The following is a 15,279-nucleotide window of genomic DNA, read 5'->3' on the forward strand; positions in this document are numbered from 1 at the left end:
CTGACGTTGAGCCGGACGGCTCGCCGTCCGGCTCAACGTCAGCAAGCTCGTCGCGGTCGGTGGCATCGAAGCCTCCTGGCTGCAACTGGGCGCATACAACGAGGGTTCGTGGGGTGAGGAGTCGGTGCACGTGTCCGACGCACAGGCGGCGATCGACCTTTTGCGCAAGCAGTTGCGTCCGGGGGACGTCGTGCTGGTGAAGGCGTCCCGGTCGGTGGGGCTGGAGAGGGTCGCGCAGACGCTCGCCGAGGCCGGTACCGAGGGTGAGGTCGCCGCCCGATGATGAACCAGGTCCTGTTCTCGGGCGTCATCGGCCTCTTCCTGACGCTGATCGGCACCCCGCTGCTGATCAAGCTCCTCGCCCGCAAGGGTTACGGGCAGTACATCCGCGACGACGGCCCGCGCGAGCACGCCAGCAAGCGCGGTACGCCGACCATGGGCGGTATCGCCTTCATCCTGGCCACGATCGCCGCGTACTTCCTCAGCAAGGTGATCACCGGCAAGCCGCCGACCTACTCCGGCCTGCTGGTGCTCGGCCTGATGTTCGGCATGGGCCTGGTCGGCTTCCTCGACGACTACATCAAGATCGTCAAGCGGCGCTCGCTCGGTCTGCGGGCCAAGGCGAAGATGGCCGGCCAGCTCATAGTCGGCATCGGCTTCGCCGTCCTCGCTCTGCAGTTCCCCGACAACCGGGGCAACACGCCGGCCTCCACCAAGCTGTCGTTCATCACCGACTTCGGCTGGACCATCGGCCCGGTGCTGTTCGTGGTCTGGGCGCTCTTCATGATCCTCGCCATGTCCAACGGCGTGAACCTCACCGACGGTCTGGACGGCCTGGCCACCGGCGCCTCCGTCCTCGTCTTCGGCGCCTACACGTTCATCGGCGTCTGGCAGTTCCAGGAGTCCTGCGCCAACGCCATGACCCTGACCAACCCGGCCGCCTGCTACGAGGTGCGCGACCCGCTGGACCTCGCGGTGGTCGCCTCCGCCCTGATGGGCGCCTGCCTGGGCTTCCTGTGGTGGAACACCTCCCCGGCGAAGATCTTCATGGGCGACACCGGCTCGCTCGCCCTCGGCGGTGTCCTCACCGGCCTGGCCATCCTCTCCCGCACGGAGCTGCTGGTGGCCATCATGGGCGGCCTGTTCGTCCTCATCACCATGTCGGTCGTCATCCAGGTGGGCTCCTTCCGGCTCACCGGCAAGCGCGTCTTCCGGATGGCACCGCTCCAGCACCACTTCGAACTCAAGGGCTGGTCCGAGGTCCTTGTCGTGGTCCGCTTCTGGATCATCCAGGGCATCTGCGTCATCGTCGGACTGGGCCTCTTCTACGCGGGATGGGCAGCGGACAAGTGACCTCCTCGGTGCCTTCGGGAACCAGCGAATTCCAGGGCAAGCACGTCACCGTCGCCGGCCTCGGCGTCTCCGGCCTGCCGGCCGCGAAGGCGCTGCACGCGCGCGGGGCGATCGTCACGGCCGTCAACGACGGCGACGACGCCCGCGCCCGCGAGCAGGCGGCGGAACTGGAGGCGCTCGGCATCACCGTCCGCCTCGGCGACGGCGCGACCCTGCCCGAGGGCACCGAGCTGATCGTCACCGCCCCCGGCTGGCAGCCCGACAAGCCGCTCTTCCGCGCCGCCGAGCAGGCGGGCGTCCCCGTCTGGGGCGACGTCGAGCTGGCCTGGCGCCTGCGCGGGCCCGACGCGGCCCCCTGGCTCGCCGTCACCGGCACCAACGGCAAGACCACCACCGTGCAGATGCTCGCCTCCATCCTCAAGGCGGCGGGCCTGCGCACGGCCGCGGTCGGCAACATCGGCGTCTCCGTGCTGGACGCCGTCCTCGGCGACGAGCAGTACGACGTACTCGCCGTCGAGCTGTCCAGCTACCAGCTGCACTGGGCGCCCTCCCTGCGCGCCTACTCCGGCGCGGTCCTCAACCTCGCCCCGGACCACCTCGACTGGCACGGCTCGATGGACGCCTACGCCGCCGACAAGGGCCGCATCTACGAGGGCAACAAGGTCGCCTGCGTCTACAACGTGGCCGACCCGCGCACCGAGGACCTGGTGCGCGAGGCCGACGTCGAAGAGGGCTGCCGGGCCGTCGGGTTCACGCTCCAGGCGCCCGCCGTCTCCCAACTCGGCGTGGTGGACGGCATCCTGGTCGACCGCGCCTTCGTGGAGAACCGGCAGAAGAACGCGCAGGAGCTGGCCGAGATCTCCGACGTCGACCCGCCCGCCCCGCACAACATCGCCAACGCCCTTGCCGCGGCGGCCCTCGCGCGCTCCTTCGGGGTGCCCGCGCAGGCGGTGCGCGACGGACTGCGCGCCTTCAAGCCCGACGCCCACCGCATCGCCCACGTCGCCGACCTCGACGGCGTGGCCTACGTGGACGACTCCAAGGCCACCAACACCCACGCCGCCGAAGCCTCGTTGGCCGCCTACGAGCCGATCGTCTGGATCGCGGGGGGACTGGCCAAGGGCGCCGAGTTCGACGAGCTGGTGGCCAACTCCGCCAAGCGGCTGCGGGGTGTCGTCCTGATCGGCGCCGACCGCGCGCTGATCCGCGAGGCCCTGGCGCGACACGCCCCGGAAGTACCCGTCGTGGACCTCGACCGGACCGACACTGGGGCGATGCTCCAGGCGGTGACGGAGGCGAAGCGGCTGGCCCGGCCCGGCGACACGGTCCTGCTGGCCCCGGCCTGTGCCTCCATGGACATGTTCACCAACTACAACCAGCGCGGCGACGCGTTCGCGGCCGCGGTCCGCGAACTCGGCGCCTGACCCCGGCCGCCCGCCGGGCGGACCTTGGGAGGGACGCGTGGGACGGTCGACGTTCAGCGGAGGCCAGGATGCCCAGTAGCCGTACCGGACGGCCGCCCGTGCGGCGGGCGGCCCGTCCCGCGCCCCCGGGGATCGCGGGCGAGAACCCGCTGCGCCGGCTGCGCGACCGCGCCCGCAAGGCGTGGGACCGGCCGCTGACCGCCTACTACCTGATCCTGGGCGGCAGCATGCTGATCACCGTCCTGGGCCTGGTGATGGTCTACTCGGCCTCCCAGATCACCGCGCTGCAGCTCTCGCTGCCCGGCTCGTTCTTCTTCCGCAAGCAGTTCCTCGCCGCGCTCATCGGCGGCGCGCTGCTGTTCGCCGCCTCCCGGATGCCCGTCAAGCTGCACCGGGCGCTGGCCTACCCGATCCTGGCCGCCGCCGTGTTCTCCATGGCCCTGGTGCAGGTGCCGGGGATAGGGATGTCGGTCAACGGCAACCGGAACTGGATCTCGCTCGGCGGCTCCTTCCAGATCCAGCCCAGCGAGTTCGGCAAGCTCGCCCTGGTGCTGTGGGGCGCGGACCTGATCGCCCGCAAGTCGGAGAAGCGGCTGCTGACCCAGTGGAAGCACATGCTGGTCCCGCTGGTCCCGGTCGCCTTCCTGCTGCTCGGGCTGATCATGCTCGGCGGCGACATGGGCACCGCGATCATCCTCACCGCCATCCTCTTCGGCCTGCTCTGGCTGGCCGGCGCCCCGACCCGGCTCTTCGCCGGAGTGCTGTCGGTGGCGGGGCTGATCGGTGTGATCCTCATCAAGACCAGCCCCAACCGGATGGCCCGGCTCGCCTGCATCGGCGCCACCGAGCCCAAGGCGGGCGCCGCCGACTGCTGGCAGGCCGTGCACGGCATCTACGCCCTGGCCTCGGGCGGGATCTTCGGTTCCGGACTGGGCGCCAGCGTGGAGAAATGGGGCCAACTCCCCGAAGCCCACACGGACTTCATCTTCGCCGTCACAGGTGAGGAACTGGGCCTGGCGGGCACGCTGTCGGTACTGGCCCTGTTCGCGGCTCTAGGCTATGCGGGTATCCGCGTGGCCGGACGCACGGAGGACCCCTTCGTGAGGTACGCCGCGGGAGGCGTGACGACGTGGCTCATCGCCCAGGCGGTGATCAACATCGGTGCGGTGCTCGGCCTGCTGCCGATCGCCGGCGTCCCGCTCCCGCTGTTCTCCTACGGAGGGTCCGCCCTGCTGCCGACCATGTTCGCCGTCGGGCTGCTGATCGCGTTCGCGCGTGACGAGCCCGGTGCGCGGGCGGCACTTGCGATGCGGCAACCCCGCTTTGGTAGAAAGCGGTCGGGGGGCTCCCGTGCCGAGCGGGTGCCACGGAGATGGAACACGATGCGACGGCGTGCCTCGGTGGCGCGTTCGTCCGGAGAGCGGTGAATTTCGGTGCATGTCGTACTCGCCGGCGGGGGTACCGCGGGCCACATCGAGCCCGCGCTCGCCCTCGCGGACGCCCTGCGCAGGCAGGACCCCACCGTGGGGATCACGGCCCTGGGCACGGAGCGCGGTCTGGAGACCCGGCTCGTCCCGGAGCGCGGCTACGAGCTGGCGCTGATCCCGGCGGTCCCGCTGCCGCGCAAGCCCACCCCCGAGCTGATCACCGTGCCGGGCCGGCTGCGCGGCACGATCAAGGCCGCCGAGCAGATCCTGGAGCGCACCAAGGCGGACGCGGTGGTCGGCTTCGGCGGCTACGTCGCGCTGCCCGGCTACCTGGCCGCCAAGCGCCTGGGTGTGCCGATCGTGATCCACGAGGCCAACGCCCGCCCCGGCCTGGCCAACAAGATCGGCTCCCGCTACGCGGCCCGGGTGGCGGTCTCCACGCCCGACAGCAAGCTGCGTGACGCCCGCTACATCGGCATCCCGCTGCGCCGCTCCATCGCCACCCTGGACCGTGCCGCCGCGCGCCCCGAGGCCCGCGCCCGCTTCGGCCTGGACCCCAACCTGCCCACGCTGCTCGTCTCCGGCGGTTCCCAGGGCGCCCGGCACCTCAACGAGGTCGTCCAGCGGGTCGCGCCCTGGCTCCAGCAGGCCGGCATCCAGATCCTGCACGCGGTCGGCCCGAAGAACGAACTGCCGCAGGTGCAGCAGATGCCGGGGATGCCCCCGTACGTCCCGGTAAGTTATCTGGACCGGATGGACCTCGCGTACGCCGCGGCCGACATGATGCTCTGCCGCGCGGGCGCGATGACCGTCGCCGAACTGACCGCCGTCGGGCTTCCGGCCGCCTACGTCCCGCTGCCCATCGGCAACGGCGAACAGCGGCTGAACGCCCAGCCGGTGGTCAAGGCGGGCGGCGGACTCCTCGTGGACGACGCGGAACTGACGCCGGAGTGGGTGCAGCAGAACGTGCTCCCCGTCCTCGCCGACCCGCACCGTCTCTACGAGATGTCCCGCGCCGCCGGTGAGTTCGGCCGCAGGGACGCCGACGACCTGCTCGTCGGCATGGTGTACGAGGCCATCGCCTCCAGCCGTTAGGCATCGCACGACGAAGGGACAGCGAGCGTGGCCGGTTCGACCACCGCCGAGCGCGGTGAACGCCAGCAGGAGTCGGCCGGCCCGCCGCTCGTCCGCCGGTTCAGGCGCCCCCGCCTTCGTGTGATCATCGCATCGGCCATCGCGCTGGTCCTCCTGGGCGCCGGTACCGTCTGGCTGCTCTACGGCTCCGAGTGGCTGCGCGTACGGCACGTCTCGGTCTCCGGCACCCGGGTGCTCGGCCCGGCCGAGGTCCGCGCCGCCGCCGCCGTCCCCGTCGGGGCCCCGCTGGCCTCCATCGGCACGGACGCCGTCGAGGCCCGGCTGCGGGGGAAGTTGCGCCGTATCGACACCGTCGAGGTGTCCCGGTCCTGGCCGGACGGCATCACCCTGAAGGTCACCGAGCGCACCCCGGTGCTGGTGGCCCGCGAGAACGGCAAGTTCACCGAGATCGATCACGAGGGCGTACGTTTCGCGGTCGTGGGGAAGGCGCCGAAGGGTGTACCGATGCTCGAACTCGCCGCTTCCCGCAAGGGATCGGGTGCCGCCAGCCTGCGCCGCTTCGGCACCGGACGTCTCGTGCGCGAGGCGGTCCGGGTGGCCGGCAGTCTCCCGCCCGCCGTCGCCCGCGACACCGGGACGGTCAAGGTGGGTTCGTTCGACGCCATCACCCTGGAGTTGGGCCGCGGACGCACCGTGGAGTGGGGGAGCGGGGAGCAGGGCCGCGCCAAGGCACGGGCCCTCACAGCTCTCATGAAAGCAGCTCCGGACGCCCGGCACTTCGACGTGAGCGTGCCCACCGCCCCCGCGTCAGCGGGGAGTTGACGCACATCAGCGCAGGCCAGCACCCTGGTTGGGCACTGCTACGGCTGATCACATAGGGTGAAAAGAAAAACGGGAGGTTCGGCGTGTTCGTTGAACGGGCGCCGCTTGTCGACTTAGTGTCCTGTTCAGAAGACTCCAGGGAACAGACACACTGGTAACCCTAAACTTCAGCGTTAGGGTTCGGGTCGGCGTTCGGACCGTCCCAATTCGGCATCCGTCGTCCCGGTCGGGAACCGCCCGGCGCGACAACGTAATTCGAGGCGAGAGGCCTTCGACGTGGCAGCACCGCAGAACTACCTCGCAGTCATCAAGGTCATCGGTGTCGGCGGCGGTGGTGTCAATGCCATCAACCGGATGATCGAGGTCGGCCTCAAGGGCGTCGAGTTCATCGCCATCAACACCGACGCACAGGCCCTGTTGATGAGCGACGCCGACGTCAAGCTGGACGTCGGCCGTGAACTCACCCGCGGACTCGGCGCCGGCGCCAACCCGGCCGTCGGCCGCAAGGCCGCCGAGGACCACCGCGAGGAGATCGAGGAGGTCCTCAAGGGGGCCGACATGGTCTTCGTGACCGCCGGCGAGGGCGGCGGCACCGGCACCGGCGGCGCGCCCGTCGTGGCCAACATCGCCCGCTCGCTGGGCGCCCTCACCATCGGCGTGGTCACCCGCCCGTTCACCTTCGAGGGCCGGCGCCGCGCCAACCAGGCCGAGGACGGCATCGCGGAGCTGCGCGAAGAGGTCGACACCCTCATCGTGATCCCCAACGACCGGCTGCTGTCCATCTCGGACCGCCAGGTCTCGGTCCTGGACGCGTTCAAGTCCGCCGACCAGGTCCTGCTCTCCGGTGTCCAGGGCATCACCGACCTGATCACGACCCCCGGCCTGATCAACCTGGACTTCGCCGACGTCAAGTCGGTCATGTCCGAAGCCGGTTCGGCCCTCATGGGCATCGGCTCGGCCCGCGGCGACGACCGCGCGGTGGCCGCCGCCGAGATGGCGATCTCCTCGCCGCTGCTGGAGGCGTCCATCGACGGCGCCCGGGGCGTCCTGCTCTCCATCTCCGGCGGCTCCGACCTGGGCCTGTTCGAGATCAACGAGGCGGCGCAGCTCGTCAGCGAGGCCGCCCACCCCGAGGCCAACATCATCTTCGGCGCGGTCATCGACGACGCCCTCGGCGACGAGGTGCGGGTCACCGTGATCGCGGCCGGCTTCGACGGCGGCCAGCCCCCGGCCCGCCGGGACAACGTCCTCGGCTCGTCCTCGGCCTCCTCCTCCGGCTCTTCGGCCCAGCGCCGCGAGGAGCCCGCTCCGCCGCGCCAGCAGCAGGCGGAGAGCCGTCCGACCTTCGGCTCGCTCGGCAGCGTGACCCCGAAGGAGGAGCCGGAGCCGGCCCCCGAGCCGGTGGTCGAGATCCCGGTGGCCCCGCCGGTGCCGCAGTCCCGTACCTACGCGGACAGCGCGGCCGAGGAGCTGGACGTGCCGGACTTCCTGAAGTGATAGGACAGCGCGGACACGTGAGCGGCGCGCACTTCGCCTTCACCGACAGGTGGGGCGGGGTGAGCGCCGCTCCGTATGCGGAGCTCAACCTCGGCGGCGCGGTCGGCGACGACCCCGGCGCCGTGCGGACCAACCGCGAACTGACCGCCCGTGCGCTGGGCGTGGACCCGGCGCGGGTGGTCTGGATGAACCAGGTGCACGGCGCCGAGGTCGCGGTCGTGGACGAGCCCTGGGGCGAGCGCCCGGTGCCGGAGGTCGACGCGCTCGTCACCGCCCGCCGCGGCCTCGCCCTCGCGGTGCTCACCGCCGACTGTGTACCGGTGCTGCTCGCCGACCCCGTCGCGGGTGTCGTCGCCGCGGCGCACGCGGGACGGCCCGGCATGCTCGCCGGGGTCGTCCCGGCGGCCGTACGCGCGATGACCGAGCTGGGCGCCGAACCCGGCCGGATCGTCGCCCGCACCGGACCCGCCGTGTGCGGCCGGTGCTACGAGGTGCCGGAGGCGATGCGCGCCGAGGTTGCCGCCGCCGAACCGGCGGCGCACGCCGAGACGAGCTGGGGCACTCCCGCCGTCGACGTGAGCGCCGGAGTGCACGCGCAGCTCGACCGGCTCGGGGTGCGCGACCGGGAGCAATCCCCGGTGTGCACAAGGGAGTCGGACGATCACTTCTCGTACCGCCGCGACCGTTCCACCGGACGGCTCGCCGGCTATGTGTGGCTGGACTGATGGGGCATGACGGACCGTAGGACCGAACTCGCCGGGAATCTGGCGAAGGTTGAGGAACGCATCGCCGCCGCGTGCGCGGCCGCGGGGCGGGCACGTGAAGAGGTGACCCTGATCGTGGTCACCAAGACCTACCCGGCCGACGATGTCCGCATCCTGTCGGAACTGGGAGTGCGTCAGGTCGCGGAGAACCGGGACCAGGACGCGGCACCCAAGCACGCCGAGTGCGCGGATCTGCCCCTGGAATGGCACTTCGTGGGTCAGTTGCAGACCAACAAGGTGCGCTCCGTGGTCGGCTATGCCGATGTCGTGCAGTCCGTCGACCGGGACCGGCTCGTCACCGCACTCTCCAAGGAGGCCGTGCGGGCCGGGCGCGAGATCGGCTGCCTCATCCAGGTCGCCCTGGACGCGGGGGCGAGCGGCCGGGGCGAGCGGGGCGGTGTCGCACCGGCCGGGATCGGGGAGTTGGCGGACCTGATCGCCGGCTCGCCCGGACTCCGGCTCGACGGCCTGATGACCGTCGCGCCGCTCACCGGCGAGTACGCGGGACGCGAACGCGCGGCGTTCGAACGGCTCGTGGATTTGTCGACCGACCTGCGCCGGGCCCATCCTGCTGCAACCATGGTGTCCGCAGGGATGAGCGCGGACCTCGAGGAGGCCGTGGCGGCCGGGGCGACACATGTGCGCGTCGGCAGCGCGGTACTCGGAGTCCGTGCCAGGCTCGGGTAACGTCGCCAAGAAGTCGGACCACAGCAGAAAATATGGTCAATGTCCGCCGAAAGCGGGCGCAACGACCGAGTGGATCGCGGGAACTTGGCAGTCGTCACCCGATCCACCACAGAGCGGAGGACTCAGAGCATGGCCGGCGCGATGCGCAAGATGGCGGTCTACCTCGGCCTCGTGGAGGACGATGGGTACGACGGCCGGGGTTTCGACCCCGACGACGACTTCGAGCCCGAACTGGACCCGGAGCCCGAGCGGGACCACCGACGACACGAGCCGACACACCAGCCGCACAGTGCACATGTGTCCCAAAGGGATGAATCGGTGCGAGTGGTGCAGCCTCCGGCGCAACGCGAACCGGTGTCCCATTCCCCGGCGCTGACCGCGGAATCGGGCCGCCCGGCGCGCATCGCGCCCGTGGCGTCCATCACACAAGAACGTCAGTCCCTGGAGAAGAACGCGCCGGTGATCATGCCCAAGGTCGTGTCGGAACGAGAGCCGTACCGCATCACCACCCTGCACCCGCGGACCTACAACGAGGCCCGTACCATCGGGGAACACTTCCGCGAGGGCACCCCGGTGATCATGAATCTGACGGAGATGGACGACACCGACGCGAAGCGACTTGTCGACTTTGCGGCGGGTTTGGTGTTTGGACTCCACGGCAGTATCGAACGGGTGACGCAGAAGGTCTTCCTGTTGTCTCCTGCTAACGTCGATGTCACGGCGGAGGACAAGGCCCGCATCGCAGAGGGCGGGTTCTTCAACCAGAGCTGAAGACGCACCACCGGAAGACGCACGGAACAGGGGAGAGGGAACCAGCAGCCATGAGCGTGTTCGCGCAGGTGATCTACATCGCGCTGATGGTGTTTCTCGTCGTCCTGATCTTCCGGCTGGTCATGGACTACGTCTTCCAGTTCGCCCGCTCGTGGCAACCCGGCAAGGCGATGGTGGTCGTACTGGAGGCCACCTACACTGTCACCGATCCACCGTTGAAGCTTCTGCGGCGGTTCATCCCGCCGTTGCGGCTCGGGGGCGTGGCACTCGACCTGTCCTTCTTCGTTCTGATGATCATCGTCTACATCCTTATCACCGTGGCGGGGAGCTTCGTGCGATGAGGGTGGACGATACGGTCTTGCCGACTGCCGATGACTACGTTGAGGTGAAGAGATGCCGTTGACCCCCGAGGACGTGCGGAACAAGCAGTTCACGACCGTCCGCCTCCGAGAAGGCTATGACGAGGACGAGGTCGATGCCTTCCTCGACGAGGTCGAAGCCGAACTGACCCGTCTGCTCCGCGAGAACGAGGATCTGCGCGCCAAGCTGGCCGCCGCCACCCGGGCCGCCGCGCAGAACCAGCAGAACATGCGCAAGCCCCCGGAGCAGGGGCAGGACCAGCAGCAGGGCATGCGCGGTCCCGGCGCCCCGGTTCCCGCCGGGATATCGGGTCCGCCGCAGCAGCAGATGGGTGGCCCCATGGGTGGCCCGCCCCAGCTGCCGAGCGGTGCCCCGCAGCTCCCCGCCGGTCCCGGCGGACAGGGCGGCCCGCAGGGCCCCGGCCCGATGGGTCAGGGTCAGATGGGTCAGGGTCAGATGGGTCCCGGTCCGATGGGCCAGGGTCAGGGACAGATGGGCCAGGGCCCCATGGGCCAGGGTCCGATGGGCCAGCAGGGTCCCGGCCCCATGGGTCAGGGTCCCGGTCCGATGGGCCAGGGCCCGATGGGCGGCCAGCCGCCCATGCCGCAGCAGATGGGCGGCCCCATGGGCGGTCCGATGGGCGGCCCCGGCCTGCCCGGTCAGGGTGGCCCCGGCGGCGACAGCGCCGCGCGTGTCCTCTCGCTGGCCCAGCAGACCGCCGACCAGGCGATCGCCGAGGCCCGCTCCGAGGCCAACAAGATCGTCGGTGAGGCCCGCAGCCGCGCCGAGGGTCTGGAGCGCGACGCCCGTGCCAAGGCCGACGCCCTGGAGCGGGACGCGCAGGAGAAGCACCGCGTGGCCATGGGCTCCCTGGAGTCCGCCCGCGCCACGCTGGAGCGCAAGGTCGAGGACCTGCGCGGCTTCGAGCGCGAGTACCGGACGCGTCTGAAGTCGTACCTGGAGTCTCAGCTCCGTCAGCTCGAGACGCAGGCCGACGACTCGCTCGCTCCGCCGCGCACTCCGGCCGCCGCGTCCCTCCCGCCGTCCCCGGCGCCCTCGATGGCTCCGGCCGGCGCGAGCGCCCCGTCCTACGGTGGCGGCAACCAGGGCATGGGCGGCCCCCAGTCGCCCTCCGGCCCGTCCTACGGCGGCCAGCAGCAGATGACGCCGGCCATGACCCAGCCGATGGCTCCGGTCCGGCCGCAGGGCCCGTCCTCGATGGGTCAGGCTCCCTCGCCGATGCGTGGGTTCCTGATCGACGAGGACGACAACTGACGGCCCCGCACGGCCTTTAGTACGCCACAGGCGTCGGCAGCGTTCAGGGCGGCCCCCGGACTCCGGTCCGGGGGCCGCCCTGTTTTACGCGTGTTGAGCAGGGTTGCGTGGCAGCCAGCGGGACGGCATCCCGACATCGAGGGGCGCGGGGAACCGCGCGACCAGCCACCACGCACCCGCAGCCGGAAACCACGACGGCGGCCACCCCGCAGGGCAGCCGCCGTCGAGCCGGCAGAGCGTTACGCCTTGCGCAGACGGAACGTCAACGACAGTCCCTCGTCCACGAAGGCCTCCCCGAAGCCCTCGGCCCCCTCGCCCCGGGCGAAGTCCGTGGAGAGAACCTCCTCCGCGATGAGCCCCGAGTGCTCGGACAGCGCGGCGACCACCGCGGGGTCGGTGGCCGACCACCGCAGAGCGATCCGGTCCGCCACGTCGAGCCCGCTGTTCTTACGCGCCTCCTGGATCAGCCGGATGGCATCCCGCGCGAGCCCCGCCTGCCGCAGCTCCTCCGTGATCTCCAGATCCAGCGCCACCGTCGCACCGGAGTCGGACGCCACCGACCACCCCTCACGCGGCGTCTCCGTGATGATCACCTCGTCCGGGGCGAGAGCGACCAGCTCCCCGTCGACCTCGACGGAAGCCGTGCCCTCGCGCAGCGCGAGCGACAGCGCGGCGGCGTCGGCCGCGGCCACCGCCTTGGCCACGTCCTGCACCCGCTTGCCGAACCGCTTGCCCAGAGCGCGGAAGTTGGCCTTGGCGGTGGTGTCCACCAGCGAGCCGCCGACCTCGGACAGCGAGGCCAGGGACTCGACGTTCAGCTCCTCGGTGATCTGCGCGCGCAGCTCCGCGCCGAGGGTGTCGAAGCCGGCCGCGCCGACCAGCGCGCGGGACAGCGGCTGACGCGTCTTCACGCCCGACTCGGCACGCGTGGCGCGGCCCAGCTCCACCAGCCGCCGGACCAGGACCATCCGCTTCGACAGCTCCGGGTCGATCGCCGACAGGTCGGCCTCCGGCCAGGTGGAGAGGTGGACCGACTCCGGGGCGTCCGGGGTGACGGGGACGATCAGGTCCTGCCAGACCCGCTCGGCGATGAACGGGGTGATCGGCGCCATGAGCTGGGTGACCGTCTCGACCACCTCGTGCAGCGTGCGCAGCGCGGCCTTGTCGCCCTGCCAGAACCGGCGGCGCGAGCGGCGCACGTACCAGTTGGACAGGTCGTCGACGAACGCGGAGAGCAGCTTGCCGGCGCGCTGGGTGTCGTACGCCTCCAGTGCCTTGGTCACCTGGTCGGTGAGGGCGTGGAGTTCCGACAGCAGCCAGCGGTCCAGCAGCGGACGGTCGGCCGGGGCCGGGTCCGCCTCGCTGGGGGACCAGCCGGAGGTACGGGCGTACAGGGCCTGGAAGGCGACCGTGTTCCAGTAGGTGAGGAGCGTCTTGCGGACGACCTCCTGGATGGTGCCGTGGCCGACGCGGCGGGCCGCCCAGGGGGAGCCGCCGGCCGCCATGAACCAGCGCACCGCGTCCGCGCCGTGCTGGTCCATCAGCGGGATGGGCTCCAGGGTGTTGCCCAGGTGCTTGGACATCTTGCGGCCGTCCTCGGCGAGGATGTGGCCGAGGCACACGACGTTCTCGTAGGAGGACTGGTCGAACACCAGGGTGCCGACCGCCATCAGGGTGTAGAACCAGCCGCGGGTCTGGTCGATGGCCTCGGAGATGAACTGCGCCGGGTACCGGCTCTCGAACAGCTCCTTGTTCTTGTGCGGGTAGCCCCACTGCGCGAACGGCATCGAACCCGAGTCGTACCAGGCGTCGATGACCTCGGGCACGCGCGTGGCGGTGTCGCCGCACTCCGGGCAGGGGAAGGTCACCGCGTCGATGTACGGGCGGTGCGGGTCCAGGCCCGACTGGTCGGTGCCGGTCAGCTCGCCCAGCTCGGCGCGGGAGCCGACGACCGTGAGGTGGTCGTTGTCGCAACACCACACGGGCAGCGGGGTGCCCCAGTAGCGGTTGCGGGAGAGCGCCCAGTCGATGTTGTTGCTCAGCCAGTCGCCGAAGCGGCCGTGCTTGACGGTCTCCGGGAACCAGTTGGTGCCCTCGTTCTCCGCGAGCATCCGGTCCTTGACGGCGGTGGTGCGGATGTACCAGGACGGCTGGGCGTAGTACAGCAGCGCGGTGTGGCAGCGCCAGCAGTGCGGGTAGCTGTGCTCGTAGGGCAGGTGCCGGAAGAGCAGGCCGCGCTCGCGCAGGTCCTCGGTGAGCTGCTCGTCGGCCTTCTTGAAGAAGACGCCGCCGACCAGCGGGACGTCCTCCTCGAAGGTGCCGTCGGGGCGGACCGGGTTGATCACCGGCAGGCCGTAGGCGCGGCAGACCTTGAGGTCGTCCTCACCGAAGGCGGGGGACTGGTGGACCAGACCGGTGCCGTCCTCGGTGGTGACGTAGTCCGCGTTGACCACGTAGTGCGCCGGCTCCGGGAACTCGACCAGCTCGAACGGGCGCTGGTAGGTCCAGCGCTCCATCTCGGCGCCGGTGAAGGACTGGCCGGTGGGCTCCCAGCCCTCGCCGAGGGCCTTGGCGAGCAGCGGCTCGGCGACGACGACCTTCTCCGTGCCGTCCGTGGCGACGACGTACCTGACGTCCGGGTGGGCGGCGACGGCCGTGTTGGACACCAGGGTCCACGGGGTGGTCGTCCACACCAGCAGGGACGCCTCGCCGGCCAGCGGGCCGGAGGTGAGCGGGAAGCGGACGTAGACGGAGGGGTCGACGACCGTCTCGTAGCCCTGGGCCAGCTCGTGGTCGGAGAGGCCGGTGCCGCAGCGGGGGCACCAGGGGGCGACGCGGTGGTCCTGGACCAGCAGGCCCTTGTCGAAGATCTGCTTCAGCGACCACCAGACCGAGTCGATGTACTCGGGGTCCATCGTGCGGTACGGGTCCTCGAGGTCCGTCCAGTACCCCATGCGGGTCGTCAGCTCGGCGAAGGCGTCCGTGTGCCGGGTCACCGACTCGCGGCACTTGGCGTTGAACTCGGCGATGCCGTACGCCTCGATGTCCTTCTTGCCGGAGAAGCCCAGCTCCTTCTCCACGGCCAGCTCGACCGGCAGGCCGTGGCAGTCCCAGCCCGCCTTGCGGCCGACGTGGTAGCCGCGCATGGTGCGGAAGCGGGGGAAGACGTCCTTGAAGACGCGGGCTTCGATGTGGTGCGCGCCCGGCATGCCGTTCGCGGTCGGCGGGCCCTCGTAGAACACCCACTCGGGGCGGCCCTCGGACTGCTCCAGGGTCTTGGCGAAGATCTTCTGGTCGCGCCAGAAGTCGAGCACGGCGTGCTCAAGCGCGGGCAGGTCGACCTGGGCGGGCACCTGGCGGTACGTCGGCGCTGTCATCTGCGAGCATCCTCCAACGGAACTTGCTGCCTTCCGTCGGAGGGACGAGAGCGTTCTTCCTGTTCACGCCGTGTGCGGCGCGCTCCCGCGGTACCACCCTCCTTGGCCCGCCACCGGGGTCCGTCCGGCGGTGAGCCCCCTCATTGGGGTCGCGAAGCCGGTTCTACTCGCCCCCGAGGGGGCTTTCCTCCGGCGGCTCCGGGGTGATCTTCACATCGCGCTCGCCACCGGGCTTCCACCGACCCCGGCTCGCTCTGGGCTGCGTTACGACGCTACTCGTCCCCATCCACGCTTCTCGCTCCGCCCAGTGTACGGCGCCGGGCGGACAGCGGCCGACCGCTTTTCCGGCCCGGTGGTGTGACCCGAATGGCGGCGGAGGCGGGAGTGACGGGTTACGGGCCGGGGAGCGGGGCACAACGGATGCAGG

The 15,279-nt window shown here is 70.8% G+C and carries 12 protein-coding genes and 1 pseudogene; 12 read left to right on the forward strand and 1 reads right to left on the reverse strand.

Translation table 11 applies throughout. The annotated features are described in order from the left end of the window. Nucleotides 1-13: 13 nt before the first annotated feature. The 12 genes and pseudogenes from CCN33_RS21775 to CCN33_RS21830 all read left to right on the forward strand — a co-directional run. Nucleotides 14-283: pseudogene (locus CCN33_RS21775) on the forward strand (UDP-N-acetylmuramoyl-tripeptide--D-alanyl-D-alanine ligase); the annotation flags it as partial. After that, a complete protein-coding gene (gene mraY, locus CCN33_RS21780) occupies nt 280-1,353 on the forward strand; it encodes a phospho-N-acetylmuramoyl-pentapeptide-transferase (protein ID WP_030810142.1) in 1,074 nt (357 codons plus the stop codon). The pseudogene CCN33_RS21775 and the gene mraY, both read left to right, overlap by 4 nt. Beyond that, on the forward strand, nt 1,335-2,777 hold the full coding sequence (gene murD / locus CCN33_RS21785) for a UDP-N-acetylmuramoyl-L-alanine--D-glutamate ligase (protein WP_208621827.1): 1,443 nt from the start codon (nt 1,335-1,337) through the stop codon (nt 2,775-2,777). Before mraY ends, murD begins: the two co-directional genes overlap by 19 nt. Before the next feature lie 68 nt (nt 2,778-2,845). Continuing rightward, on the forward strand, nt 2,846-4,204 hold the full coding sequence (gene ftsW, locus CCN33_RS21790; protein ID WP_086695234.1) for a putative lipid II flippase FtsW: 1,359 nt from the start codon (nt 2,846-2,848) through the stop codon (nt 4,202-4,204). Nucleotides 4,205-4,210: 6 nt separating this feature from the next. After that, nucleotides 4,211-5,299 (forward strand): undecaprenyldiphospho-muramoylpentapeptide beta-N-acetylglucosaminyltransferase, encoded by a 1,089-nt coding sequence (gene murG, locus CCN33_RS21795; protein WP_031183759.1) that lies wholly within the window; start codon nt 4,211-4,213, stop codon nt 5,297-5,299. Between the two features lie 27 nt (nt 5,300-5,326). Then, nucleotides 5,327-6,121 (forward strand): cell division protein FtsQ/DivIB, encoded by a 795-nt coding sequence (locus CCN33_RS21800; RefSeq protein ID WP_086695235.1) that lies wholly within the window; start codon nt 5,327-5,329, stop codon nt 6,119-6,121. Nucleotides 6,122-6,397: 276 nt separating this feature from the next. Next, on the forward strand, nt 6,398-7,618 hold the full coding sequence (gene ftsZ, locus CCN33_RS21805; RefSeq protein WP_086695236.1) for a cell division protein FtsZ: 1,221 nt from the start codon (nt 6,398-6,400) through the stop codon (nt 7,616-7,618). After that, nucleotides 7,615-8,343 carry a peptidoglycan editing factor PgeF gene (gene pgeF / locus CCN33_RS21810; protein WP_086695237.1) on the forward strand — a complete coding sequence of 243 codons (729 nt, stop codon included), beginning with the start codon at nt 7,615-7,617 and terminating at the stop codon, nt 8,341-8,343. The genes ftsZ and pgeF overlap by 4 nt, the downstream gene beginning before the upstream one ends. Before the next feature lie 6 nt (nt 8,344-8,349). Beyond that, nucleotides 8,350-9,069 (forward strand): YggS family pyridoxal phosphate-dependent enzyme, encoded by a 720-nt coding sequence (locus CCN33_RS21815; RefSeq protein ID WP_086695238.1) that lies wholly within the window; start codon nt 8,350-8,352, stop codon nt 9,067-9,069. A 129-nt stretch (nt 9,070-9,198) separates the two neighbouring features. Further along, the gene (locus CCN33_RS21820; RefSeq protein ID WP_030810120.1) at nt 9,199-9,840 is read left to right on the forward strand and encodes a cell division protein SepF; all 642 of its coding nucleotides are present in this window, start codon (nt 9,199-9,201) and stop codon (nt 9,838-9,840) included. A 50-nt stretch (nt 9,841-9,890) separates the two neighbouring features. Then, nucleotides 9,891-10,181, forward strand: a complete 291-nt coding sequence (locus tag CCN33_RS21825; RefSeq protein ID WP_030810117.1) for a YggT family protein — start codon at nt 9,891-9,893, stop codon at nt 10,179-10,181. A 52-nt stretch (nt 10,182-10,233) separates the two neighbouring features. Then, complete coding sequence (locus tag CCN33_RS21830) at nt 10,234-11,475, forward strand: DivIVA domain-containing protein (RefSeq protein ID WP_086695239.1); 1,242 nt, start codon at nt 10,234-10,236, stop codon at nt 11,473-11,475. A 239-nt stretch (nt 11,476-11,714) separates the two neighbouring features. Here the strand turns inward: CCN33_RS21830 and ileS are convergent, their stop codons facing one another. Beyond that, complete coding sequence (ileS, locus tag CCN33_RS21835; RefSeq protein ID WP_086695240.1) at nt 11,715-14,852, reverse strand: isoleucine--tRNA ligase; 3,138 nt, start codon at nt 14,850-14,852, stop codon at nt 11,715-11,717. Nucleotides 14,853-15,279 lie beyond the last annotated feature (427 nt).

The organism is Streptomyces recifensis (assembly GCF_002154615.1).
GTDB lineage: Bacteria > Actinomycetota > Actinomycetes > Streptomycetales > Streptomycetaceae > Streptomyces > Streptomyces griseoluteus.

What these genes read in the sequence shown, in the direction of transcription:
- CCN33_RS21825 (WP_030810117.1), top strand. Translation starts at nt 9,891, where the DNA reads ATGAGCGTGTTCGCGCAGGTGATCTACATCGCGCTGATGGTGTTTCTC.
- murD (WP_208621827.1), top strand. Translation starts at nt 1,335, where the DNA reads ATGGGCAGCGGACAAGTGACCTCCTCGGTGCCTTCGGGAACCAGCGAA.
- ftsW (WP_086695234.1), top strand. Translation starts at nt 2,846, where the DNA reads ATGCCCAGTAGCCGTACCGGACGGCCGCCCGTGCGGCGGGCGGCCCGT.
- CCN33_RS21830 (WP_086695239.1), top strand. Translation starts at nt 10,234, where the DNA reads ATGCCGTTGACCCCCGAGGACGTGCGGAACAAGCAGTTCACGACCGTC.
- mraY (WP_030810142.1), top strand. Translation starts at nt 280, where the DNA reads ATGATGAACCAGGTCCTGTTCTCGGGCGTCATCGGCCTCTTCCTGACG.
- ileS (WP_086695240.1), bottom strand. Translation starts at nt 14,852, where the DNA reads ATGACAGCGCCGACGTACCGCCAGGTGCCCGCCCAGGTCGACCTGCCC.
- CCN33_RS21815 (WP_086695238.1), top strand. Translation starts at nt 8,350, where the DNA reads ATGACGGACCGTAGGACCGAACTCGCCGGGAATCTGGCGAAGGTTGAG.
- CCN33_RS21820 (WP_030810120.1), top strand. Translation starts at nt 9,199, where the DNA reads ATGGCCGGCGCGATGCGCAAGATGGCGGTCTACCTCGGCCTCGTGGAG.